Origin of the sequence: Brevibacillus sp. SKDU10 (assembly GCF_001645205.1) — a bacterium.
Classification (GTDB): Bacteria; Bacillota; Bacilli; order Brevibacillales; family Brevibacillaceae; genus Brevibacillus_B; species Brevibacillus_B halotolerans.
Genome location: NZ_LSSO01000192.1, coordinates 18,356 through 43,412 on the forward strand (window position 1 = coordinate 18,356; position 25,057 = coordinate 43,412).

A 25,057-nucleotide genomic window follows, 5' to 3' on the forward strand; every position below is an offset into this window, starting at 1 on the left:
AAAATACTTCCTCGCTCTTCCTCTATGATTCTTCTTAAAGACATACAAGTCATATACATCAGCCTCGATTTCTTCCATTTTCAATCATCATCGAATATGATTCTTCTACAGTATAGGACTTTCCTGATCCTAAAAGCGGAAATGTAATGCTTACTCTTGCCTCTACATGATTTCCTTGTGACCATCCACCCTTGACTATCAATTCAATCTGTTTATGTTCAAAATAAAGAGCCTGTTCTAACTCCTTTTCAGCAAACTTATTCGCCATATAGACGGCTAATCCATAGTTAGGCTGTACACATGCAAATCTTCCTGCCTCATACGATGCAGCTAAAGCCTTCTGTTTTTGATACATAATACTAAATTGATCACACCCATAAATAAATAAAAACCAGAGAAGAGGAAAAACAAAAACATACTCGATAATTTGACTCCCTCGCTGATTTCTTACATATCCAAAGCTTCTATATCTATTCAACATAAGGCTTCACATAATAAACCAAGTATGCTATTAAAAGACTTAACGCATACGGAAGAGCTAAAGCCGATTTTCTTACCTCAGGTAACCAAATCCTACGATGAGCAAACCACATCCCAGCGCTACTCTTCAAATGATAATGAATTAAACCAAGACGTGAAGGAAAAAACAAAAGCATGCAAATACTCACTACTAACGAACAACAAAAAATCCAATAGATAGTGGCTGGAGTTGTATAACTGCCTACCAGCATGAGCAATTTTTGATCACCCATTCCCATTCCCTTTACTAGTACAGGTAACAATGTTAGTAAAAACCCTGTTCCTACTGCTATTACCATTTGCCACACTTCTCCAATCGCTCCTCTTTGTAGACAGGCTATACATAACGTTAGACCGACAAGCCAATTAGGGACCTTCCGGTATCGTACATCGTAATAGGCAGCTATAGCCAACACTGAAATCAGTACAAGACTCATTTGCTTATTTTTTCCTGCAGTTCTTTTAGTTTCTGATCTTCGGCTGTACGTAGCTCAACCAATGTGGGGATTAGAAAAATTAATATTACTGCTACAATAATAACCATCTCTACGATCGTCACAGCATCTTCCTCTTTCCAAAATCGTCTAGCATAATGCGTAATATAATTCATATTTTCCAGCCTCCCTTCTTATAATCTTACTTTCACAAAAGATAGAGACCAGTCGCAAATAAATTTTTACTATTAAAGCTGATTTTTTATCCCAATAAGAGACGGCCCAAGCACTAAAAACATCAGAGGGACCCCCATAAACAATACTACTAGGGGTAACAGCCTTACACTCATTCGATTTACCTCATCTGTCATTTGGTCTTCCTCCTTTCGTAATTGCTCCTCAATATGCATTCGCATTAAATGAGAAATATTAGTTCCTTTAGTCAATGCCTCTTGTATATCAGTTACAATTGATAAAAAAGAGGCCAGCTCCCAACACAGAGCCAGCTCCTCTAAAGCTTTTCGCCAATTACCATACCTCTTTTGCTCTACTTCTAAACGAGCTATTTCTTGTCCAAGTCGTTTAGGATATCTACTTGCAGCCCTACTCATTGCCAAATGAACGGGCATACCCGCTTCCACAAGTGCCAATACAATGCTAAAAAAAATAGGGATTTGCACCTCTATCTCCCTTTGAGCACGTTTGTCATACCAATCGATAATAAGGTTAGGAGAAAAATACAACAGAAGGGAGAGAATTAGTCCGATTTTATGAAAAATGTCTATCTCTCCATCTCGCAGGTACTGGTAGCCTAGAAGAATCACTGCACACCCTAAAAATAATGCGCCTAGGGCTTTTAAAATGAACCATTCCTCTACTTTTGTTTTCCAACGCAAACGCTGAAGCTGTTTTTTTACGCGAAACAAATCAAATCCTAATCTTCTGGCCAAAGCATCTAAGCGTTTAGGCGCTGTCATCCACAATATGATACGGTGGCCTCTTGAATACAGCCTTGTCTCTCGCTTTTCTTCTTGTTCTTCTGAAAAAAATCTTGTAAATAAGCTTAGTTTCTCTCCTTTATGAACTACATGAAAAAAAGGAAAGACTACCATCATTATCAAAATTCCAATGCATACACTTGCTAAAAGAGCCATTCCCTTACCTCCCTATCCATCATGTCTTCCTACTGACAGGGCTAAATAACGAATAATCTCTCCCCCAGCTATAATTAATAAAAAGCTCCCTAGCATGGCATAACGACCACTCAAGCTCTCCGTTAATGGAGCAAAATGATTAGGATTGTTCACATATAAAATACCTACAAAAAAGAAAGGCATCGCACTGAGTAAATTAACCTGCGATAAAATGTGGGACAAAGCGGATACCTGTCTTCTTCTTACTTGCTTCCTACGAATCAAAGAAGAAACAGCAATATCTAACGTTTGAGCCATATCACCGCCTAATTCCCGCTGAACCTGTATAATTGTCGCTAGATATTGAATATCTGGTGATCCGGTTTTTACATACAACCATTTCATTGCATCCTCTAATAACAGTTGTCCACGCAATTTTTCAACAACCGTTCCATACTCCTCTGTAATACTTTTATCAATAAATTTACTAGTAGCCACTTGTTCAAAAGCATGAATATAAGAGGGATTCGCACGAATAGAGCTTGAAATAATCCGTAGTGCCTTCTGATTCTCCTCTTCAAAGCGCTCCCTTTTCTTATTTCGCCAAGCTGCCAGCCAACGATGAACAACTAAAATTCCAATAAACCAAAAGGGTAAAGCAAGCCACCAAGAATCTAAAACATATAGAGTGAGAGCATAAAAAAATAAGCCCGTAACAAAACAGAAGAATATATATCTTTTAATTCCGATATCTAAACGTGCCTGCTTGAGCTTATCCTCCATTCGCATGTTCCAGCTTTTCCGATTCCGATGCATTTCTGAGATTATCATATGCGTGGAGCTATTTTCGGCTTTTAGATTCAAAAAATCAGCGGGTATCAAAATGCTCAGGATAAGTCCACCCGAAAGTACAGCCACACAACGGGCGGTCCACTCAACTAACATTAGCTCACCCTCCCTTGTTACAGCTTAATCGGCTCCCTAAAAAACATCTCGTCTATTTCCTCTTCACTTATTCCTTTTGCTTTCCAGCACTTTATCAGGCCCTCTGGTCTATATCCCGTCCACCTATATTGACCAACAACCTTGCCTTTTTTTACACCTAGTGGTTCATAGATGTAAATATCTTGAAGATATACTCGATTCGGTATCACCTGCTTAACGGACAGCATTCTTCTAATTTTGTCCTCATCTGACTCGCCAGTGCCTATCACCTCTGTAATGGAGACAACCTTCCGGCTACCATCCTCTTCAAAACGTTTAACCTGCACAATTAAATTAAGAGCTGAACCAATCATCAGATTTCTCTCTAAGGAACTGTAGGATTCTTCTGCCTTTCCAAACAAAATTGGCAAAGTGGAGTCAACCAAAGCACGTGGAGAATTGGCATGGGCGGTGCTCCAGCTACCTGGATGGTCTGTATTCATAGCCCAAATAATGTCGACAATCTCTCCTCCACGAGTCTCTCCTACAATGATGACATCTGGGCGCTTCCGCAGAGAAAGCCTGACGCAATCACGTATGGAAAATCCACCTCTCCCCTCATGATTAGCTGGCTTCGTTAAGAATCTACGAACAAACGGATGCTGTAGCTTTAATTCCAAGACATCTTCAATCGTAATAACACTAATCTGTGGAGAGATAAATTGAGAGATAAGATTTAATAGGTGGGTTTTCCCTGAACCTGTACCTCCACTCACAATTCCAGAGGCTCTCGCTATCCCCACGGCATACTTCAAAAATGACAACATCGGTTTACAGATGGAACCATACCGCAAGTAATCCGTTTGAGATAGAAGGTCACGATGCTTCCGAATTGTGAGCATATGCCCATCTGGTGAAATAGATCGATGCGTAGCGGTAACCCTTGATCCATCGGGAAGTTGAGTATGCAAATCAGCTTTGGATTCGTTAAACTCTCGTCCCATAGTTGCTGCAATCTGCTCTATCAAACGCAACAACTGCTCCTCATCAAAGAAATACTTCTCAGTCAGACGTTCCAGCCTGCCGGTACTTTTTCGTTCCACTACTACATCACTAAATTTTTGTACAATGATTTCTGTAATATCTTGGTCTTCGAGCAATTCATCCAGATGCCCCCAGCCAATTAATTCGTGTAAAATTCGATGTACCTCAAGTTCCAATTGATGGGTTGGCAGCGGGGCTTGCCGTTCTACCAATCGTCGCAATTCCTCCTTTACTTCCTCTATCAAGGCAGGTGAGCTTTTTTCTTCCCATAATCGTTTTCCAAAGGCTTCAACAATTTTTCCCTTTACATGTGCCTCCTCTTCCTGAGATAAAAACCATTCCCTTTCTACATACTTACTGGTACTCTCCTGAACAACATGACCTACTTTCCTGCGGAGGTTTGAAAAATCATGAGCCTGTCTCTTTATTTCAGATATATCTAGCCGCTTCTGTCTTTCTGTTCCCAATAGCTTTTGGCGTGAAAAACTCATCGTATCAAGCCTCCTTTACTAAACCATTTAAAAAAGCTTGCCTTCTTCGTTTTATTTGTAGAATCACCATAGATTTGTCCTTCTTTTTCGGTATGAGGAATGAGTACCTGCCCCAATTTTTCGATAGCCAGCTTAGCTTGGGACCTAGATGTGGTGAGCATAAGTGGGACTCCTGTATTAATTGATCTTTTCACTTCGTCATCATCAGGAATTGTTAGTAACATCTGACTGGGGTGTAGCTGGAAGTATGCTTTCATCTCTTCTAAAGTAAACATCTCTCGCTTTTGCAGCCGATTCATACAGATTTGAATTTTTTGTTCGGGATACTCAGCTTCACGCAGCAGCTTTAAGACTCTGTGAATATTTTCAATTGCATCTACCGCAGGACTCCCTACCATTACCACTCGCTCAGCGAAAAATAATGCCTGAATGGTTGCATCCGTAGTATCTGGCGCCGTATCAATTAAAACAACATTGTATACACTTCGTTTAATGGTTTCGAGAATGATGTATAAATGGTAATCCTTAATTTGAAAGCTTTGTCGTATGTCTCTTGGGGCAGTAAGAACATGTAGCCCTGATTCAGGATGTATCGCAATGTAACGCTCAATCTCTTCTGGATAAAGAGCCATCGAAGCTGCATACTCCTGCCATTCCTCATGATTAATAAAATCAGGATCTCGTCCGTCTCTTTGAACTATCTGAATTAATCTGTCTTGTATTTCTTGAACCCATGTGAACAGATTCGGAGTACGCGGCAAATTTAATGACGTAGCAAACGTACCCAAATCTAAATTAAAATCAATGGCAAGCACTCTATTCTTTTCACCTTCTAAGGGGTGACGCGAGTAATAGATTGCTAATTCCCGCGATATAAATGTTTTACCTACTCCTCCTTTTGGTCCATATACAGTAATCAAATGCTGGCGATGTCCTACAGACTGACCGTCACTCGATAGATTGCGAGATGATATTACAGGAGTTTGCTCAAATTGGCGGTTGAGAGTATCCAACGATTGTAGAGTCCCAGAGGGTAATATTCCTTGAGTGGTATCTTGCTTTACAACCATTTCAATCATTGAGGGGGAAATTGGTTTTTGTAATACAAACACACCGAGATTCCTTATCAAGGCTTCCCACTGCGTCGTTTGTAAATCGCAAGCAGCTATACAAGTAATGGTTGGAAAGTAAAAGCGAATTTGATGACATAACAGACTTAAATCTGTTTCATGAAAAAAACCAACCAGAACTATATCTGGTTGCACTGCTTGTAAGGTATGGAAAATCTCTTTATAGTCACTTACCACTCCGCATACCCTCACATACTGACTCTCTTTTAGTTGTTCTACGAAATCACTTGTGCATTTCTCATCCTCATCGACAAGCAACAATCTCTTAGGCCAATCCTGCATTCTAGCTTCCTCCTTCTCCTTCCGTATCTGTCCAGCTTTTATTACTTTTCATCAATGCTTTAGCAAAATGAGTGTCTCCAATGCCTGATTTTAAGTCTTTGCCATAACCTGCTTTTCCTAGATGCAGCTTGCCATAGTGGAGGGCATGGGTGAGTAGCCTCCCTTCATGAAGCGTTACGGAAATCGTCACTGCTTTTAGAATGGCACCCTCCCCGTCTAAACCACGCTGTACCCCGACTACCGGCATTGCCTTCAACAAAAGTCCAGTATGTGCCCCCTCCTCATCTTTAAAAGAAGCATATATATGAACACGCTCTCTCTCCTGTAGCTGTGCTGATACTCCACTGATGTTATCAACTGGTATTGTCATCGCCGTGTGATTGGGATTGTTCTCTTGTAGCTGACTTTCTTCCGTGCTTGTTGGAATATCACCCTTTAGTAACGGGCCCCCCGCCTTTACGTGTCGGATCACTGGTATTCCAATTAAATGGCTGACCTCTTCCCAAGGAATAAAACCGGGTACCTCAACCGAGCTACTAAAAAAGCGATTCCCCATTTCTAATACTCCCTTTTCAACATGATCAAGGGACAGAGGGGTCCCTATTTCTAGTTCGCTCTGCTCCTTTACCTTGATGTAATAAAACAGCTCAGGCCGTACTGCCTGATAGCTTAGAAAAGCACATGCAATGGCCAACAGCGTGATAACTAGCAGACGAATATAGCTAAACCGATAGACTCTCATTGAATCCCCTCCCCCTTTTTCCATATCTATCCGGTAAAAGAAGTGTACTAACGCTTTGTGGGACAAAAAAAGCCATGAAGAAATCCCCATGGTGTTAAAACATTCTTTCATTCCTACCTTTTCCATGTTTAACATAGGAAGTTCATATGGTTTTTTTCTAAAGAAATATAGAGTACTTAAAGGAGCATCTACAATAAATCTTTGATGATTTAACCATTTTTTTAGCCAGATGTTTAATAAAATTATATTTTTTTCCAAATTGACACAAAAAGTTCACTTACACTAACTTGAAATATTTGTTAAATAATTATATTCTAATTAAAGTTTGTTTCATAATATTTCCAAAGGAGTGTTTTTCTATGAAACAATTATTTCTTCTCTTATTGTTGCTGTCATGTTAACCAGTGGTGTTACAGGAGCCTTTGCATCACCTAATCAAGTTATAGAGGCTAAACAGGTAATAGTAACTGAAGATTTCGAAACGATTACATTTGAAAAAGATAAGGTAGTAACAACCATTACGTTTAATAAGCAAACTCAGACATATACTATTAATGTCGTGGATAAAGAAACCGAAGAGGTACTTCTTGATTTAAAAGATAGCTCTGCTGATGAGGTAATGTCCCAATTACAAAAAGGGAGTACTGGACGACAAAAAAGAGCGGTCTTTCTAATTCCATTAGCTTAGGGCGCTGCTGAAATCGCTGCATACGTAGCTGGTGGTGTTGCTGCTGTTACAGCTGGCCTTTATGTAGGGGAAGAGTTAGATAAACAAAGGAAAAAAGATAGGGATTTTTATTTAAGTACAAAGCAAGAAATCGAAGATGCTGCCGATGACATCCCGAAAAAATTAAAAAAGAAAGATGATGATTACTCCGTAGATGTAGATAAATTTACTGAGAAAGTAAGGGGAGAAAAAAGTCTTACTTATAAAGATCCTGGATGGACAATTCAAAAAACTAAAGGAACTGGAGGCAATAAAGTAGGACATAAAGGAGATGTATGGAAATTGAGAAATATTCAAAGGTAAGAAAATTGCTTCTTTGACGAAAGAGGGGAAAATTGTTGGACAGTAAGAGTTTTGTAACGTTCCAAGACTACATTTCACATTATGCCATCGACATGGATTATCTAAAAAAGGGTTGTGAACGACCTGATGATTGGGATAAAAATGTTCTATTTGTTGATAAGTGGGATAAATTTGATATTCAATATACGAATAAAATGTATAGAATCAACCGATTTCCTACATTAATTCAAAATTGGGATAAATATAATCAAGCAGAGATTTTTTATGATACAGATAAGGAGATCAAGGAGCAACAGAGCTATTTAGAGCTTGAACGCAAATTTCTAAACGTTTTTAGAAATTTATGGACTTGCTCTCGCACTTTCGTGGAAAGTAGCATTTCATATAAAGATATATTTCCCGAAGATATTGATCAAAACAAACTGAAAGAACTCCAAGAGAAGCTATTTAAATCAATCATTGAAGTATCTGAATTGGAAGATCTTGAATTCCTCCTCAAATTAAACCTTCGTGATTATATTTCAACTTGCCTTTACTTTGTAGATTTGAATCTCATTATATGGCCTGGTGACTTTGCTTGCCCTACCTATTTGACAGACCAATCTAACAGGGAATTTCTAGAAAAAATTTGTAATGTTGAAGGGGTTTATCTCTGCCCTTTGGACTCATAAAACCCATAAAGAAGCACCTCCTTCGAATCTTATTCAAAAATATGATTCAGGAGGTGCTTTTTCCTGGTCTCAAAATTACTGAGTCACTTCAGTTATTTATGAAACTCAACTGCCTATTTTACGAGCAATAGAAAAACATTGGGGATTTATAGCAGATTAATTCCTGTTATTAATGTTGCAGACCAATAGTATGGTTTATCAAAAGGAGGTAATAGAAGCGAGTTATAACAATTTACCTTTATACGTTTCCTACATGGCTCAAATGCTGCGAATCTCTGGCTTACATAAATATCAAGGAGGTTCGCTCCGAAACTAGTAAAGGTTTATTCAATGATTACTCTACATTTGAAATGTCTTGCTGTTCATTCGAGGTTCGCAATTAATGCTTTATAAGACCTTACCATATGCTGGTTTTTTCTGATACTATTGCTCCTTTCCGTAGGAGCGAGATTTCTTCACAAATAAGCCTTCCTTTAAAACTAAGGAAAGGCTCATTTGTTTGACATTGATGAGGCTTGCTTGTTTGAATTATCATTTCCAATACTGATATAGAATTTGCATGAATGAAAAAAGGGCTAAAAAATACTCGGGAGGTTTTACTATGAATGAAGTAACAAAAGATCAAATCAGAGAATCGGTTCGAGATAATTATAAAAAGGTAGCACTTAGTGCAACTGATAATTCAAGTTGCTGGGCACCTGGTAAAAATGTCGATGATTATATTGCATCAGCAGTTATTAAAGCCATTAAATCATAAGACAATGAGAAATAATAAGGTAAAATTACGATGTGTGCATTAAGATGAACTTAAATACTGTGACACAAATGTGGTTACCATTAAACAATGTGGTAACCACATTTCAGCGTGTAAACAAAGTTCCGAAAGGTATGAAGGTCTGCAAGCCGCAGAATGAAAGACAAGAAGGATTATTGTACGAGTTGTGCTAGTAAATTTGTAACGACTCGTAGCATAAATTTTTATAGCATTATCTCATTATGGGGAAACCCGCGTAGGGTTCTTGCTCTAGTTACTTTGCTCCTTTATCTATGAAGTAACCCTAAAGCGACTATACGTAAATACTTTGACTAAAACAAAGATGAAAGTAGTCGGGCTAAGGCTTCTCTTACCTTTTGGAGCCATGGTCGATTTTTAATTTCCGACAGAATAATCTCCTCACTATCACTTTTATCACGATAAAAATCTTGAACCAGGCGGTCAACCACCTTTTCATCAAAAAAAACAGCATTTATTTCGAATTGGTCGTAAAAGCTGCGCATATCCATATTTGCTGTGCCAGAGCACGCCAAGTCATCAGTAATCATTACTTTGGCATGGATAAATCCTTTCTTATAGCAATGAAACCGAACCCCTGCCTCCATCAATTCGTAGGCATAGGACAAAGTAGCGCAGTAAACAAGATTACTCTCAGGCATGGTCGGTATAATGACCTGAACGTCAACTCCTCTGCTAACTGCTGTTTTTAAAGCCAATAAGATACCGGGATCAGGAATAAAGTAAGGGGATTCAATATAAATCCGCTTTTTCGCCGAATTGATTAAGAAAAAAATAAGTTGAAGGATTGTTTCGTCCGGACTGCTCTTTACAATTTGTAAGAGTTCCCTCCCTTCACTTTCCTGTAAGGGAAAATAAACGGAGTCAGTTAATAGTTGTCCTTTGACAAAATACCAATCAGTCAAAAAGGTATATTGAATCCACAATACCGCATCGCCTTTTAAACAGAAATGCGTATCCCGCCAGTAGCCGATTTTTGGTTTCTTCCCTACGTATTCATCTCCAATATTTAAGCCGCCAAAATACCCAATTTTACCGTCTACCACCAATATTTTACGGTGATTCCGGTAATTGACCCGTTTACCGATGAAAGCGGATAAAATTGGGGAAAAACATCCAATCTCAACACCCGCTTCCTGTAATTGTTTTAAATAAGTCTTTCCTAACCGACGGCTGCCGACCCTGTCATATAAAAATCGTACTTTTACTCTTTCCTGTGCTTTCCGAATCAACAGTTGCTGGAATTTAGTTCCCAGTTGGTCATCGCGAATAATGTAAAATTGAATATGAATATGGTGCTTGGCTCTAGCAATCGATTCTAACATCGCTTCAAAGGCTTGTTCACCTTCGCTATAAACAATCGTTTCATTACCAACGTTAATGGGAAGGGACACAATCTTTTTGAGCGTTGCATGCAATGTGTCATTCTGTAGAAGGGTTTGGTCAAGCAGTTCTTCCGACATTGGCCGATTGCACCGATCTATCAGTTTTTCCTTTATTCTAGCCAACTTCGTCTTTTCTTTTGGGTGTGCGTGAAGGATACATGAATATTCTTTCCCGATAAAATAATATTGCAGGTAACCGATAAACGGAAAAATGAACGAAATGATAATCCAAGTAACTGCTTTTTGGGGACTGCGATATTCCCTAAATAAAATGATTCCAATTTGAATGAGAAACAGTAAGAGGGCAAAGATGATCCATAGCAATGAATTCGTTTCACCTCCTTTTTATGGTGTTCCTATTTTAATAAATTCATAGAAACAATTGAGAAAAAGGCTGTTCAAGAGGTTTAGGAGAAATAACAGCCATGTTCATAGAAAATATGGCTGTGACTCAGTATCTACAATTATTATTGCGGCTCCTCGCTTTCCAATTCTTGCTCCAGACTATCAACTTGTAAACGACTTCTTTAATTTATGGCGCTTCATTCGTAAAAAAATTTCCCTGAGATGTATCGTTCATGGGTATCACCCCTTAATCAAAAGAAGGGTTGGGGAAAAGATTATCATTTTGTGTATAGTTTAGGAGCAGCTGTAAAAAAGATTTCGTTATAAAGAAATAGCTTTTGAAACTTTTTGAGTACTGTACATTCATATCTTTGATTGTTGAATAACTGAAGATAATCATCCTCATTTCGGATAAACTCACCGTCATCATATCGGGTCATAAACCAGTTATTAAATTTCTTCTTGCGGGATAAATAGGGCTCAATGATGATAATTTTTCCATCAGGCTTCAAAACTCTGTGAAATTCGGACAAATACTCTGAGATTTGCTCATTTGAAATATGGTGCAGAACCGCAACAATTAATAATAAATCAACAGTCTGATTGTCCATTGGTATTCGTTTACCGTCAAAGACCGTAAAGGTATGATTCGGATATAAGCGTTTAGCAAATTGAACTCTGTTCACATCAGGATCGATACCATAATAATGTTCGGTGCCAAACATACAACAGTTCGCCCCTGTTCCACAACCAAAATCTAATACGATTTTATTTTCTACTGTGAATTGACTTTTAATATGATCGTGGATATATGTTTTAGTGAACCATCGCGGACGGATGATTCGGTGATATAAACCCGGAGACAAATACATGATCTTGGACTCACCTACCATTCAGCATTATGAACATAATTATTTCTCATTAATCCAAAAAAAATACAAGGAATAATTGTGGCTCTTAAAGGTGGCGCAGGGATGGCTTGGAAAAAATTGAAGTATGAAAGTGTATTACAAGCGTTATCACCAGAAGAAATAGAAGAATACAATTAACGAGCAAAATTGAAGAAAGTGAGGAAGTCGAATGAGCTATATTGAAAAATATGAGGACATGATAGAATACTTGCAGGTTGAAAATCGTTGGACTGCCTGAGGGGAGAATATAAGATTTTTCTAGAAATTTTGAGTGATTTACGTGATGAAAATGATGAAAAGTCAATGATGGAATTTGTTGATTTGATAGTTTGACGAACGAGACTTTATGTAACGGATCTTTTAGAAAAGGGCAGCAAATCAAGAAGTAAGGTGGTATATATGGAATTAAAAAAATTTATGGAAGAGAATTATAACAATTTAAAGTTAATGCCTGATTTTTATCATCTTTGGGGACTAGGAATCCATGTTGAATTAGGCGATCATATATATCAATTTGATGAAAATGGTCAACTTAATATGGATATGTTTTATAGGGTGTATGAGCAAGTTTCTGAAATTACTTCCTTATTATTTCAACAAAAGGATGATGTCATTGTTGTTGTGAACTCATATCCGAATAAAACAAAAAAAACAGTATATCCGAACTTTTTTAAACGTTATGTAAAAAATCAAAAGCTAAAATATTCATTACGTCTTCATGAATGTTATTGGCAGGTTGATGGAGATAATGAGTTTGTGCAGCAGATGGAATTGTTCTGTAAAGTATCTGACTTAAAATTAGAGTGGTTATTAAAAACATTGATTCATAAAGATTTTTATGAATTACAGCCTCGTTTAAGAAAAAAAGGTAGTTTTTATGCGCCTGATGTATTCTTAGTAAACATTAATACAAATTGTATTTTCCATCTTTATGACGATAGAGGTTGCGAAATCATGAATACAAATAGGGCATTTCATCAAGAACTAATGAATTACTTCAAAGAATGGGAAACCCAATCGAAGTCTTAATTTTTCAATTAACGGGCGGTTTTTCTATGCAATCAACTATGCTATCCTACCTGTTGCAGCAATTTCTCTAGGTAATGGAGGCGCGGTGTATGCACAAAAAAGCCACAGGAGCAAATCCCATGGCTTTCGAGAACAAGCTTACACATTTCGTTCATAAATCAAACGTAAGCCCTTCAACGTCAAATGCTGATCGACCACATCAATACAATCGGTCTCTTTCGAAATGAGCGGGGCAAGTCCGCCTGTTGCAACCACCGTTGGCTTGCTGTTGCACTCCTGCTTCATTCTGCTCACAATACCCTCAACTTGACCAATAAAACCATAAAAAATACCGGACTGCATGGAAGCAATGGTATTTCTGCCAATCACAGTCGCAGGCTGGGCAATCTCAATACGCGGCAGCTTTGCGGCACGGGTAAAGAGCGCCTCAGTCGAAATCCCGATACCCGGCGCAATTGCTCCCCCCAAGTATTGATTCTTTCCATCTACATAGCAAAAGGTCGTAGCCGTACCGAAATCAACAATTAATAAAGGAGCTCCATATTCATGAATCGCTGCAACCGCGTTGACAATTCGATCTGCTCCCACCTCTCTTGGATATTCTGCTTTTATATTTAGCCCAGTTTTGATGCCTGGCCCAATCAATAGCGGCTTCTTGGAAAAATATTTTTCACACATACTCTCTACCGCTTTATTTAAAGGCGGGACGACCGAAGAAATAATAATTCCCGTTACAGCTTCGAGCGTAAGCTTTGCGTTTTGAAATAAATTGAGCACGAGCATGCCAAACTCGTCCTCGGTCTTATTGCGGTCACTTGCAATACGCCAATGGTACACTAATCTATCGCCCTGATACATCCCGAGCACAATATTGGTATTGCCTATATCCATTACGAGTAGCATGGGTAGTTCCTCTTTTCTCTATCTTGTCGCCTAACACTGACTATCTTTTCCGTTGATTTAAATCTAAGCTGATATCCAAGGCAGCAACGGAATGCGTGAGTCCACCCACTGAAATCACATCTACACCAGTCTCAGCAATACCTCTTACCGTCTCCAACGTAACTCCACCAGATGCTTCAATGATTGCCTTTCCAGAAATGATTTGGACCGCTTCTCTCATCATATCGCAGGACATATTATCCAGCATGATAATATCTGCTCCTGCTTCCAATGCTTCATGTACCTGCATGAGTGATTCAGCTTCTACTTCTATTTTCATGGTGTGGGGAATGGCTTCACGCGCTTTCCTCACTGCTTCCTTTATGCCACCTGCGCCTTTACTATGATTGTCTTTGATCATCACTGCATCGTAAAGAGCAAACCGGTGGTTATGTCCGCCACCTACACGCACCGCGTATTTTTCTAATAATCGCAAACCCGGAGTTGTTTTACGTGTATCTACTATCCTCGCCTGTGTATGTGAAATCTCCTTCACAAATAATTGGGTACATGTCGCAATCCCTGAGAGACGCTGCAATAAATTAAGGGCTAAGCGCTCACCGGTTAAAATAGCCTGTACCGACCCGGTAACTTCAGCTATTACGTCCCCTTTTTGCACCTGACTGCCTTCTGTTACGAAACGTTGAAAGCTAAGCTCATGATCCACGGTATGAAAGACCTGCTCAGCAATATCTAAGCCCGCGATCAGACCTGGTTTTTTCGCATACAAGATTCCCGTACCTTTTTCATCTGCTGGAATCGTGGTCATGGTTGTGATATCCCCATGACCAACATCTTCGAATAGCCATTCCTCTATTTTTCGTTGTAATTCGCGTTTATTCCATAGCATAACGGATTTCACTCTCCTCTTGTAGCCCTGAATGGATACCTTGCGTAATATGCTTGAGCCATCTCTTTTCATTTTGCTCAGGATAATCAACACGATAATGGCCACCGCGGCTTTCTGTTCGAGCTAAGGCCACTCTAGTAGTAAGGATGGCTGTTGTCAGCAGATTTTTCAGTTCCAAGGCCTCACGTTTGACAGTATGAGTCGATAGGATTGTTTGCATGCTCTCAAGTTCCTGCAACGCTGCTCGCAGACCCTGCTCCTCACGCTTTACCCCTACTTTACGCAGCATAATCTTTTGTAGCTGTAGGCGCATTTTTTTCCAACTGCCTACTTTGCCAGTAGTGCGTAGAGATGATTCACTAAGCGAAATGGCTGACATCACAGGCGGTAGCGTTTGTAAACGTTCTACGATGCGATGCCCAAACACAATTGCTTCGGATAATGAATTACTAGCTAGGCGGTTAGCACCATGTACTCCCGTGCAAGAGACTTCTCCACATGCAAATAATCTCGGTACATTCGTTTCACCGTATAAATCAGTCTTTACGCCGCCCATCATATAATGGCAAGCAGGTGCTACCGGTATCCAATCAGCTACCATATCCAGCCCATAGCTCAGACAGAAATCATAGATTGTCGGAAAGCGATGTTTAATCAGCTCTTCAGACTCATGTGTAATATCAAGATACACAAAGGTAGATTTCGTTGTTTCCATTTCTGATACAATAGCTCGTGCCACAATGTCTCTCGGGGCTAATTCCTGCTGGGGATGATACTTGTGCATAAAGCGCTCACCCAGCACATTGCGCAAATAAGCCCCTTCTCCGCGAACAGCCTCGGAAATTAAAAAACGCGGGGCATCTGGATAGCACAGAGCCGTAGGATGAAATTGAATGAATTCCATATCTTTTACCTCTGCACCAGCCCGATAAGCCATCGCTATGCCGTCTGCTGTCGCAATGTCAGGATTGGTGGTGTAGCGATATAGCTGACCAGCACCGCCTGTTGCCAGAATAGTAGCGTGCGATCGTATGGCAAACAGCTCTCCGCATGGTTTAAGAGCTAGCACTCCCACACATTCTCCTTGATGCGTAAGAATGTCGATAGCGAAATGCTCCTCTAGTAAGGTAATGTTCGTTGTTTCTGCCACCTTTTTCGCTAAAGCTCGAACGATCTCGGCACCAGTAGCATCTCCTTGTGCATGCAGAATACGCCGCTGGCTGTGCGCGCCTTCCCGTGTTAATTCATATTCACCATTGCTATCTTTATCAAATTGAGTCCCGTAGGTTATTAGCTCCTGTAATCGCTTGGGCCCTTCATGCACCAATACATCTACTGCTTCATAGGTACAAATTCCGGCGCCTGCCAGCATGGTATCTTGACGATGTAATGCGGGAGAATCATTTTGGGCGGTAACCGCTGCAATGCCCCCTTGAGCCCAGCGAGTATTGCTATCCTGCAAACCCTTTTTACTGATTAGTACTACCTTTGCTTTTTTGCTTGCTTCTAACGCTGTATACAAGCCTGCAATTCCACAACCAACTACAATCACATCGGTATACATGTTTGGTAAATGATCAGTCTGGTAGTTCAGTACATGTCTCGGGAACATCACACATCACCATCTCCTGTGATTCTCTACTTTTTTCCTCATCATTATAGCAAATGCCTCTTATGAGCAGAAGCCGATAATCACTGGAGAAAAATCTTTAAGCTTATACAGGTGAGAGCATACGTAAAAGCGGCAAAAGCCCAAAGGCTCCTGCCGCTTCTTTGTCCAATCTATTTACTTTTCAACACCAAAACTCATCATCAGCTTTACTTACAAGGGGGGCACTTCATTACAGTTTATACCAGTACCATCTTTACAATAAGAATGTTATTTTTTTAATTCTAGTGCTTCATTTGTAAGCTCAAGCTTGCCATTTTTCAATGTCCATGTTGTTTTTGCTACACCTAAATGGTCAGCATGGTATGCTCCGGAGATATTTTGTACAGCTTGAAGCTCTAGTACACCATTTTTGTCCACATCAACCGGGGTCAACACAGACAGCCCATCAGCCCAACCTGTTGTCTCCTGCAAAAGTTTTCCGTTATTATCATAAACTTTAGTTTCTACATACTCTTTTTTGTTCTTACTTACATCAATGGTTTCCTTTTTACCAGTAGCTTTGCTAGAAACCTCTACTTTAAAGCCATCTTTAAATACGACATCATATTCTACACCTTTATTTAATAGCTCCTGATCAGCTAATGGAACAATTTTGTTATCAGAGAAAGTCAACACGCTAAAGGTAGATAGGCCACCGCTGCCACCTGTTGGGGCACTTACAAGGATATCCTTCTGTTTATCGGATTTAAATGCGCCAATATATAACGTAGCTTCATCAAAGCCAGCGTTTTCTTTTCCTACTGTACCCATAGTGAGTTTTTTGGTTTTACCATCTTTTACAGCCACTGTTAGCTCGGTAGCAAAGAGGTCCTTTTCTCCTTCTTCCTTATGACCGATCAAAATCACTTCGTCACGCACGCCGTCACCATTTACATCAGCGTATTTAGAATCAATGACATAGTTATTTTCTTTTGTAGAAAGAGCTGCTTCTGTAAATTTGTCGCCTGGTGCATAGTTAGGAGCAATGGAGAAATTATCATGGTCAAATGCTGTTACTTCTGTTTTTTCCAGCTTCAATTGGCCGTTATCAATTTTCCATGTGCTTGTTGCAATAGCGATGCTGTCAGCGTGGTAGCTGCCCCAAATGTGCTGTGTTCCAACCAATGCAAGTCCACCGTCTGCTTGTTCCACTACTTCTAAGGAGCCAAATCCGTCTTGAGCGCCCTTAACTGCTTTCAATAGCTTTCCTTTAGCATCATAAATTCCGTTTTTGATATAAGTATCTTTATTTTCACTGATATCTACTGTTGTTTTTTCTTTTGTAGCTTTATTTGTAATTTCCGCTTTGAAGCCTTCTGTGAACTGAATGTCGAAGTCAACGCCTGCGTTCAGCTTCTCTTGGTCAACCATTGCTGCACCTTTTCCATCTTTAAAGGATACCAAGCTATATGTAGAAGTTCCGCCGCTTCCGCCATCTCCCATTTCTACTAATACGTCCTGCGCACCATCCTTATTAAAATCGCCCACTGTTAGCTTTGGCTCATAACCGCTATTTTGTTTTCCAACTGGTGCCTGTGTGAATTTCATTGTTTTTCCATCTTGCATAACAACCATGATATTGCTTACGAAAATATCATCTTTCTTTTCTTTTGTACCGATCAAGGTTACTCCGTCCGCTACACCATCACCAGTAAGATCAGCTTGTGTGTAATCAAGCACATAGGTGTTTGGCTTTACTTGCAAATCCTTCAGTGAGAAAGGCGCTCCTGCTTCAAAGGCTTGCAGTGCTTTTTGGGTATCCAATGCAAACACTGGTACATTAGCTACTGCTCCCACTCCTGCAAATACTCCACCGCAAAGCGCTACGCTTGTTACTACTTTTACTAATGTTTTCATATATCATTACCTCCATCAATTAAGTGAATAAATGTGATTTCATTTGTTTTTTGAGCTGTTGTCTTCTTGTTGTTTTAATCATACACCCCAAAAAATGCTAAGTAGTTACAAAAGGTTTACATTTTATTTTCCTCAAATAGAACAGGTATTTTTTATTGGGACGTGCCTTTGTTACTTCCGTTACATATCGAGCCATTGGCGTTTCTTTGTAATATAAACTCATGAATGGGCTTCTGAATCTCTTCTTTAGGCAAATAACAAAATAAAAAAGCACCTTACCGGGTGCTTTTTATCTCATATCTTTTACATAGCTATATGTTCATTACAATCTTTGCAGGTTCCATATACTTCGAACTTATGGCCTGTTACGACAAATTCCTCGGAAATCTCAGGAATTACGGTCATCGGACAGTTCGGCAATGATTTTGTCTTACCGCATACTGTACAAATGACATGATGGTGATGTCCATGTGTAGAGCATGAGAGCCTGAACTTTCCTTCGCCATCTAGCTCGGTCTCTTCTAAAATGCCCAATTTAACGAAGGTAGAAATATTCCGGTATACCGTATCAAAGCTCAAGCTTGGATAATTATCCTTCATCCGCCCCATGATATCTCGTGCGGACAAATATCGCTTTTCCTCAGCACAAATACGCAGCATCTCTTCACGCTTACCTGTGTATTTATATCCTTTATCTTTTAACAACTGGAGCGCTTGTTCCAAATTCAACTGCAATCTCCTCCTTTACTTCAACGTAAGATTGCTCGTAAACGTTTGAAGCCCAACACAATCATTAAAATAAAGACAGCTACTAATACAATCGTACCGCCAGAAGCCCAATCAAGCATGTAAGCAAAGTATAAGCCTGTTAACACAGAGATTTCAGCAAACAAAATCGAGTAGAAAATAGCTTGTCGAAAGCTCTTAGCAATTTGCAAGCTGGCCGCTACTGGAATAGTAATCAACGCAGAGATCAATAGTACACCGACAATTCGCATGGATGCGGCAATTGTTAGAGCTACTAGCACCATGAACCATAAATTAATACTGCGTCTAGCCACACCTGATACCCGTGCGAATTCTTCATCAAACGACACAGCAAATAATTCTTTGTATAACAGGATAACTGTTCCTAGCACTACAACAGCTACCCCAATTAAGGCGAATAAATCCTCAACAGTTACTGTTACAATCTTCCCAAACAAGTATGAGTATAAATCCTGGTTAAACCCGTCAGCAATACTCACCAAAACTGTAAATAAGCCTAGGCCTGTAGATAAAATGATCGGTATCGCCAAATCCTGATACGCACGATATACCTTACGCAATCGCTCGATAAACAGTGACCCAATCACAGAAAATAGCATCCCAAAAAATAAAGGATTCACTACGCTAAAGAAAGCTACCTTTTTCGATAAAAGCATTCCTGCTGCTACTCCCGAAAGCGTCACATGGGAAAGTCCATCCGCCATCATAGATAAACGGCGAACAATTAAAAATGTCCCCAGGATCGGGCAAACCAATCCGATCAGCAGTCCTGAAAACAAGGTATATCGTAAAAACTCATAATTCCACCAATCGGCTAGCATTCTTTCTGTCCTTCCTTCTTCCGCCCAGCGGCAGATTAATGATGATGGGTTAAAAGCCTTACGCTCTCACCGTACATCGATTGAAAAATTTGCTCCTGTTTATGCTCGAACTCTTCTGCGGTGCCATGAAAGTGTAAACGACGTTGTAAACATGCTACTTTATTTACCCACTCAATCATGACGCCAACATCATGGCTTACGATCATCATCGTCATTCCCGCATCCTCTTTAAGGGAACGTAAGAGCTGATAAAATTGCTCGATAGATTCCTGATCTACCCCTACTGTTGGTTCATCTAGTATCAAGAGTTCTGGCTCTGCTACCAAAGCACGAGCGATAAACACCCGCTGTAGCTGACCACCAGATAAGTTGCTAATACGCTCGTTTTCCTTTGCAGACAAACCAACACGCTTAATTACATCGGAGACCTGCTGATGATGTTCAGAAGACAAGCGGCGAAATAAACCTACTTTGCCAACCAGCCCGGAAGCCACTACTTCACGTACAGTCGCCGGAAATCCACTGGCTCCATGAGCTGCCTGCTGAGCAACATAGCCGATCTTCGTCCAATCCTTAAATTTTTGGATAGGCTCTCCAAAAAGCTTAATCTCGCCTTTGGTAGGTAAAATCAAACCTAAAATTAATTTCATTAATGTTGATTTTCCTGAACCATTGGGGCCAACAATACCTACAAAATCGCCCTTTTCCATTGAAAAATCTATATCTTCCAGAACCGTTTTTCCATCCTCGTAACGAAAAGACACGGATTTCAGAGAAACGACACTCGCATGCTTTTTTGCATTGTGCATATAATCAACTTCCTAACTTTTGTGGCATAATCGTAATTATTCTTATTTAATATTATCATGGTACTATGAAATGGGCAGGGACTCAAGGCTTTCAAAAAAGTCTCTTTGCCTCTTTTCTGCTATCCTTGTGAAGTAGCTTTTCGTTTTCTATAATTAATGAAAGGAAGAGGTGATCACTTTGGCTTATGAAGATCAAACGGAAAAAGACGTATGTGAGATAGAATGCGTTGAAGTCGAGAAAGTAAATCAATTAAAACCGAGAATAACAGAGGCAGACGGAGTAGCCCCTTTGTTTAAGGCCTTAGCTGATGATACACGCTCCAAAATTATTTATGCCCTCTCCCTCGAAGATGAACTCTGTGTATGTGATGTTGCAGCCGTAATTGGGATTAGCATGGCGACCGCTTCGCATCATCTCCGACTACTACGGAATATGGGCCTGGCTAAATATCGCAAGGTAGGGAAAATGGTGTACTATTCTTTGGATGATGATCATGTTCGTATGCTGATACATGCAGGAGTTGAACATGCGAATGAACACAAATAATTGTATTGCTGAAAGAAACCGCCGCCCCAATCTAGGAGCGGCGATCTTTATTTAAGCTTATCGCAGGGCCTCTCGTAACACTTCCAAGTTTTCACGCATAATGGAAATATAGTCTTTGCCCGCTGTCTGTTCTTCCGTAGTCAAGCCCTCTAGTGGATTTAGTATCGCTGTTTGTGCTTTTGTTTCACGCGCGATTACTTCCGCTACTTTTGGAGAGGCCAATGTTTCGAACATAACATATTTAATTTCTTTTTGTTTTACCTTCTCCACTAGATTCTTTAGCTCAGAAGGCGATGGCTCATCATCAGGAGAAATACCGGAAATCGCAATCTGCTCCAGTCCATAACGAGCAGCTAGATAGGTAAAAGCCTTATGCGAAACTAAAATCTCCTTTTTAGATGAGTGTTCTACCATTGTTTTAAAATCCTGGTCTAGCTTGTTCAAGTCATCTACTAGCGCTTTATAATTTTGTTCAAACTGCTCCTTATGTGCCTGATCGGCCTTAACAAATGCGTCCTTCACCTGTGCAGCTTGCTTCTCTAGCATTGTAGGATCAAGCCATACATGCGGGTCAAATTCCCCGTGATCATGATCATGCTCGTGTCCTGCCGATTCACCTTCGTGCCCTTTATCACCTTCATGATGATGATCATGTTCCTCTGAAGCTAGAAGAGTAAGTCCTTCCGTCGTATTTACAGCTAGTAAATTAGCTTGATTTAGACTCTTTACAGCTTTCTCTACCCATGCCTCTAAACCGCCACCATTATAAATGAGAACATTAGCCTTAGAAATGGCCACCATATCCTGAGCAGTAGGTTCATAATCATGTGGTTCGACTCCAGCCGGAACAACATTTTTAATGGAAACATACTCCCCACCAATTCGATCTGCTACATAGTACAATGGATATATAGTTGTATACACAGAAAGTTTTCCACTCTCTTGCACTGAACCTGCTATATTCGTATTGCCACATCCACTTGCAAACAAGGCCATACTTGCAACACCTAAAATAACTCCCCATTTTTTAACGAACCGTAACATATAGTCCTCCTCCATGCTCTCTTCTCTGTCTGTATTTGTTGTTTATGTCTTACGATATTACTATAATTCGTAATCATTCCTATTTGCATCTCTCATTATACTTATATGCGAGTAGTTTGTAAACAAGAACCATTACGATTTAATAGTATCATCTACAGCCAGAAGAATGGATTATGGTATAATCAAGGGAAAATAAGGGGGAATTTACGTGAAAATAGCAAAACTATTGTCTATCTCACTCCTTGGTATCGTATTGCTCACAGGATGCGCGAATGGCAGTTCGGTAGGAACCTCTTCGTCTTCTCAGGCTATAAGCCAAGAACAGACTTCTGACGCACCCCATGCGTCACACGCACCTAATGGCGATCTACAGGAAATAACCAATTCCATCTCCACTCTCCCAACTTTTTTGGATACGGTTGACCCAAATATTAAAGCTGTATATCGTATCGCAGCGGATCATAATGACCTGCTTCAATCTATTCCCTGTTACTGCGGATGTGGAGAGTCTGCTGGACATCAACACAATGGAAACTGCTTTATAAAAGAAGTGAAGGAAGACGGCTCTGTCACATGGGACGATCACGGCACTCGTTGCAAAGCATGTATGGATATAGCTATTACTTCTGCAAAAATGATGCAGGAAGGTAAAACTAAACTGGACATCCGTACATATATTGACGAAAATTTTAGCAAAGGCTATGCAGACCCGACACCTACTCCTATGCCGACTGCATAAGCGATCAAAAGTTTACAATCCTAAATGAATGCTCTCTACAAGACGATTCTCACTATCAAAGGTAAATCGAACAATATTTCCCAATAGTACAAAAAAAGTCTACGCTTCTTTAGCGCAGACTTTTCTTTCTATCAGCATCTATGATTTATCTTACCTTTAGGATCAGCCAGGTGCTACCTCCAGCATACGTTCCAACGAAGCCCGCGCCGCATTTGCCACATGCTCGGGAACATAAATTTGCGGTTTTAAGGACTCTAACGCTTCTACACACTTTTTCAATGTATTTACCTTCATATTTGGACAGACCAAATATTTAGAAGCAAAATAAAACTGTTTCGTTGGACTCTCTTTTTCCAGCATGTATCTTGTTCCGTCTTCTGTTCCAATGATAAATTCTTTTTGGTTCGATTCCTTACAGAACTTCAGTATTCCAGTAGTGGAGCCTACATAGTCTGCCAATGCAACAATCTCTGGACGGCATTCAGGATGCACTACTACAAGCGCCTCTGGGTGCTCTGCCTTCATCAGCATGATATCCTGCACAGATAGCTGGTCATGTGTGTTACAGTACCCTTCCCAAATAATCATTTTTTTGTTTGTGAATTGTGACACATAGTGACCCAAATTTTTATCAGGAACCCATATAATCTCGTCACTATCTACCGACTCGATAACCCTTTGTGCATTGGAGGATGTACAGCAGATGTGTGTTTCTGCCTTCACATCAGCCGAGGTGTTGATGTAAGCGACCACTTTTGCATTGGGGTGTTGAGCTTTGACTTTACGCAATCCTTCCACGTTAACCATATCAGCCATTGGGCAACCAGCTCGTTCATCAGGAATGATAACCGTTTTGTTGGGATTGAGAATTTTTGCACTTTCCCCCATAAAATGCACACCACAAAATAAAATCACGTCTGCTTCTGTTTCTTTTGCCTTTTGTGCTAGTCCAAAGGAATCTCCGATAAAATCAGCTACTTCCTGAATCTCTGGACGTTGGTAAAAATGAGCTAAAATAATGGCATTGCGTTCTTTTTTTAGCTGAAACAATCGTTCTCTTAATTCGGCATTGCGTTGCTCCTTCTTCTGTAGAGCTAAAGCTTCCATACCCTTACCCCCTGCTAGGTGATGTAGACGATTTCGGCGCTATTGTACTGTCTCCGTCGGCTGTTTGTCAATTAGCAAGGGGTGGGCCAACTGTAAAATGATTACTGATTCGGCAACATATATTCTCGAATAAAACATGCCACCCCATCTTCACAGTGATGCTTTGCCATATATCTCGCCAGCTTTTTAACCTCATCCTCGGCATTTTCCATTACAACTGGGTGCCCCACATGAGACAGGATTTCAAAGTCATTCATTGCATCCCCGAATGCTGCAATTTCCGTTGCAGGTACATTCCATTTCTGCATAAAGGTTTGTAAGCCGATCCATTTACTTAACCCAAGTGGAATCACTTCCATATTAAACGGTCCAGAGCTAGTTAAACTCACTCTTCCAATAAACTCTGCCGTCTGTTCACGCAACCATTCCAGCACACTCGTATCCTTATGCCAAAAGAACATTTTGCTAATCACAAACTCTCCTGAAGCAATGTTATTTAAAAGCTCATCTTTGGGCATAAACTTCGCTAATTCATTATAGGAAAATTGACGATTGGCATATTCACGCTTTGTGTGCTCCAAGGTAATCCCCTCTGTAATGAACGGTTCTGAGAAAAGCATCTGTCCAATACGTTCTTTGTCTTCTTCAACCATCCAACGATTGCTGTTCTGGTCATGAACCTCATAATAAAGATCTTTTTGTCTGCCTATTTCTACAAGAGAAATAATAACTTCTTTCGGTAATTCAGCATATTTTAATAATGTTCCATCCTCCGCAAACAAAGCAGCTCCATTACTGCACACATAACCATCAAAAGGGTAGTAGTCTGATGCAATACGAGCTGATACAAACGGTCTGCCTGTAGATAGCAAAAGCTTGACCCCTCGCTGTTGTAATTCTTCGCATGCCTTCCATGTTTCTCGGGAAATTTTTGCTTCGCCATTTAACAAGGTTCCATCCATATCAAACGCTACGATTTTACAATCTGCTACACTCATGCTGATCCCCCCACTGTTGTCATTGACAAAATATCATCGAGAAAAAAATAAGAGCACCATC

General features: G+C 40.0%; 26 protein-coding genes. 6 read left to right on the forward strand and 20 right to left on the reverse strand.

Annotated elements, in window-relative coordinates; translation table 11 throughout:
* Positions 1 to 58: 58 nt before the first annotated feature.
* The 8 genes from AYJ08_RS19045 to AYJ08_RS19080 all read right to left on the reverse strand — a co-directional run bounded on the left by AYJ08_RS19045 (position 59) and on the right by AYJ08_RS19080 (position 6,699).
* Positions 59 to 481: a TadE/TadG family type IV pilus assembly protein gene (locus AYJ08_RS19045; protein ID WP_081873094.1), complete on the reverse strand. Its 423-nt coding sequence runs from the start codon at positions 479 to 481 to the stop codon at positions 59 to 61.
* Positions 471 to 956, reverse strand: a complete 486-nt coding sequence (locus tag AYJ08_RS19050; RefSeq protein WP_064019021.1) for an A24 family peptidase — start codon at positions 954 to 956, stop codon at positions 471 to 473. The genes AYJ08_RS19045 and AYJ08_RS19050 overlap by 11 nt, the downstream gene beginning before the upstream one ends.
* Positions 953 to 1,129, reverse strand: a complete 177-nt coding sequence (locus tag AYJ08_RS19055) for a Flp family type IVb pilin (protein ID WP_003333862.1) — start codon at positions 1,127 to 1,129, stop codon at positions 953 to 955. The genes AYJ08_RS19050 and AYJ08_RS19055 overlap by 4 nt, the downstream gene beginning before the upstream one ends.
* Before the next feature lie 72 nt (positions 1,130 to 1,201).
* The gene (locus AYJ08_RS19060) at positions 1,202 to 2,107 is read right to left on the reverse strand and encodes a type II secretion system F family protein (RefSeq protein ID WP_064019022.1); all 906 of its coding nucleotides are present in this window, start codon (positions 2,105 to 2,107) and stop codon (positions 1,202 to 1,204) included.
* A 12-nt stretch (positions 2,108 to 2,119) separates the two neighbouring features.
* Positions 2,120 to 3,031, reverse strand: coding sequence for a type II secretion system F family protein (locus AYJ08_RS19065; RefSeq protein ID WP_064019023.1), 912 nt, complete (start codon positions 3,029 to 3,031; stop codon positions 2,120 to 2,122).
* A 17-nt stretch (positions 3,032 to 3,048) separates the two neighbouring features.
* Complete coding sequence (locus AYJ08_RS19070) at positions 3,049 to 4,545, reverse strand: TadA family conjugal transfer-associated ATPase (RefSeq protein ID WP_064019024.1); 1,497 nt, start codon at positions 4,543 to 4,545, stop codon at positions 3,049 to 3,051.
* The gene (locus tag AYJ08_RS19075) at positions 4,542 to 5,957 is read right to left on the reverse strand and encodes a CpaE/TadZ family protein (RefSeq protein WP_064019025.1); all 1,416 of its coding nucleotides are present in this window, start codon (positions 5,955 to 5,957) and stop codon (positions 4,542 to 4,544) included. Before AYJ08_RS19075 ends, AYJ08_RS19070 begins: the two co-directional genes overlap by 4 nt.
* Before the next feature lies 1 nt (position 5,958).
* Entirely contained in the window at positions 5,959 to 6,699 is a 741-nt protein-coding gene (locus AYJ08_RS19080) for a CpaB family protein (protein WP_064019089.1), read from the reverse strand.
* Between the two features lie 349 nt (positions 6,700 to 7,048).
* On the opposite strand from AYJ08_RS19080, the gene AYJ08_RS19085 reads away from it, so the two are divergent.
* The 3 genes from AYJ08_RS19085 (at position 7,049) to AYJ08_RS24115 (ending at position 9,157) form a co-directional block, all read left to right on the forward strand.
* Positions 7,049 to 7,387: a hypothetical protein gene (locus tag AYJ08_RS19085; protein WP_231929176.1), complete on the forward strand. Its 339-nt coding sequence runs from the start codon at positions 7,049 to 7,051 to the stop codon at positions 7,385 to 7,387.
* A gap of 377 nt (positions 7,388 to 7,764) precedes the next feature.
* Positions 7,765 to 8,400 (forward strand): hypothetical protein, encoded by a 636-nt coding sequence (locus tag AYJ08_RS19090; RefSeq protein ID WP_064019027.1) that lies wholly within the window; start codon positions 7,765 to 7,767, stop codon positions 8,398 to 8,400.
* A gap of 601 nt (positions 8,401 to 9,001) precedes the next feature.
* Positions 9,002 to 9,157 (forward strand): hypothetical protein, encoded by a 156-nt coding sequence (locus AYJ08_RS24115; protein ID WP_197490756.1) that lies wholly within the window; start codon positions 9,002 to 9,004, stop codon positions 9,155 to 9,157.
* A 329-nt stretch (positions 9,158 to 9,486) separates the two neighbouring features.
* On the opposite strand, the gene cls is transcribed toward AYJ08_RS24115, so the two are convergent.
* Together cls and AYJ08_RS19100 are read right to left on the reverse strand one after the other, a co-directional pair.
* A complete protein-coding gene (gene cls, locus AYJ08_RS19095) occupies positions 9,487 to 10,902 on the reverse strand; it encodes a cardiolipin synthase (RefSeq protein WP_064019028.1) in 1,416 nt (471 codons plus the stop codon).
* Positions 10,903 to 11,201: 299 nt separating this feature from the next.
* Positions 11,202 to 11,795 carry a class I SAM-dependent methyltransferase gene (locus tag AYJ08_RS19100; protein WP_064019029.1) on the reverse strand — a complete coding sequence of 198 codons (594 nt, stop codon included), beginning with the start codon at positions 11,793 to 11,795 and terminating at the stop codon, positions 11,202 to 11,204.
* A gap of 438 nt (positions 11,796 to 12,233) precedes the next feature.
* Between AYJ08_RS19100 and AYJ08_RS19105 the strand changes: the two genes are divergently transcribed.
* The gene (locus AYJ08_RS19105; RefSeq protein ID WP_064019030.1) at positions 12,234 to 12,863 is read left to right on the forward strand and encodes a DUF3885 domain-containing protein; all 630 of its coding nucleotides are present in this window, start codon (positions 12,234 to 12,236) and stop codon (positions 12,861 to 12,863) included.
* Positions 12,864 to 13,001: 138 nt separating this feature from the next.
* Here the strand turns inward: AYJ08_RS19105 and AYJ08_RS19110 are convergent, their stop codons facing one another.
* The 7 genes from AYJ08_RS19110 to AYJ08_RS19140 form a co-directional block, all read right to left on the reverse strand.
* A complete protein-coding gene (locus AYJ08_RS19110) occupies positions 13,002 to 13,766 on the reverse strand; it encodes a type III pantothenate kinase (RefSeq protein WP_064019031.1) in 765 nt (254 codons plus the stop codon).
* A gap of 40 nt (positions 13,767 to 13,806) precedes the next feature.
* Positions 13,807 to 14,655 carry a carboxylating nicotinate-nucleotide diphosphorylase gene (nadC, locus tag AYJ08_RS19115; RefSeq protein WP_064019032.1) on the reverse strand — a complete coding sequence of 283 codons (849 nt, stop codon included), beginning with the start codon at positions 14,653 to 14,655 and terminating at the stop codon, positions 13,807 to 13,809.
* Complete coding sequence (gene nadB / locus AYJ08_RS19120) at positions 14,642 to 16,267, reverse strand: L-aspartate oxidase (protein ID WP_064019033.1); 1,626 nt, start codon at positions 16,265 to 16,267, stop codon at positions 14,642 to 14,644. The genes nadC and nadB overlap by 14 nt, the downstream gene beginning before the upstream one ends.
* Positions 16,268 to 16,534: 267 nt before the next feature.
* Positions 16,535 to 18,163 carry a hypothetical protein gene (locus tag AYJ08_RS19125; RefSeq protein WP_064019034.1) on the reverse strand — a complete coding sequence of 543 codons (1,629 nt, stop codon included), beginning with the start codon at positions 18,161 to 18,163 and terminating at the stop codon, positions 16,535 to 16,537.
* Positions 18,164 to 18,466: 303 nt separating this feature from the next.
* Positions 18,467 to 18,892 carry a Fur family transcriptional regulator gene (locus AYJ08_RS19130; RefSeq protein WP_018672296.1) on the reverse strand — a complete coding sequence of 142 codons (426 nt, stop codon included), beginning with the start codon at positions 18,890 to 18,892 and terminating at the stop codon, positions 18,467 to 18,469.
* A gap of 20 nt (positions 18,893 to 18,912) precedes the next feature.
* Positions 18,913 to 19,752 (reverse strand): metal ABC transporter permease, encoded by an 840-nt coding sequence (locus AYJ08_RS19135; protein WP_064019035.1) that lies wholly within the window; start codon positions 19,750 to 19,752, stop codon positions 18,913 to 18,915.
* A 35-nt stretch (positions 19,753 to 19,787) separates the two neighbouring features.
* Positions 19,788 to 20,561, reverse strand: a complete 774-nt coding sequence (locus tag AYJ08_RS19140; protein ID WP_064019036.1) for a metal ABC transporter ATP-binding protein — start codon at positions 20,559 to 20,561, stop codon at positions 19,788 to 19,790.
* Positions 20,562 to 20,739: 178 nt separating this feature from the next.
* On the opposite strand from AYJ08_RS19140, the gene AYJ08_RS19145 reads away from it, so the two are divergent.
* Entirely contained in the window at positions 20,740 to 21,108 is a 369-nt protein-coding gene (locus AYJ08_RS19145) for an ArsR/SmtB family transcription factor (RefSeq protein WP_003333879.1), read from the forward strand.
* A gap of 57 nt (positions 21,109 to 21,165) precedes the next feature.
* Here the strand turns inward: AYJ08_RS19145 and AYJ08_RS19150 are convergent, their stop codons facing one another.
* Positions 21,166 to 22,152 carry a metal ABC transporter substrate-binding protein gene (locus AYJ08_RS19150; RefSeq protein ID WP_064019037.1) on the reverse strand — a complete coding sequence of 329 codons (987 nt, stop codon included), beginning with the start codon at positions 22,150 to 22,152 and terminating at the stop codon, positions 21,166 to 21,168.
* A 208-nt stretch (positions 22,153 to 22,360) separates the two neighbouring features.
* Here AYJ08_RS19150 and AYJ08_RS19155 point away from each other — a divergent pair, with 208 nt between their 5' ends.
* A complete protein-coding gene (locus AYJ08_RS19155; RefSeq protein ID WP_064019038.1) occupies positions 22,361 to 22,891 on the forward strand; it encodes a PCYCGC motif-containing (lipo)protein in 531 nt (176 codons plus the stop codon).
* 162 nt (positions 22,892 to 23,053) lie between these two features.
* On the opposite strand, the gene nadA is transcribed toward AYJ08_RS19155, so the two are convergent.
* Both nadA and AYJ08_RS19165 read right to left on the reverse strand, forming a co-directional pair.
* On the reverse strand, positions 23,054 to 23,998 hold the full coding sequence (nadA, locus tag AYJ08_RS19160; RefSeq protein ID WP_064019039.1) for a quinolinate synthase NadA: 945 nt from the start codon (positions 23,996 to 23,998) through the stop codon (positions 23,054 to 23,056).
* Positions 23,999 to 24,099: 101 nt separating this feature from the next.
* Complete coding sequence (locus tag AYJ08_RS19165; RefSeq protein ID WP_064019040.1) at positions 24,100 to 24,996, reverse strand: Cof-type HAD-IIB family hydrolase; 897 nt, start codon at positions 24,994 to 24,996, stop codon at positions 24,100 to 24,102.
* Between the last annotated feature and the right edge of the window lie 61 nt (positions 24,997 to 25,057).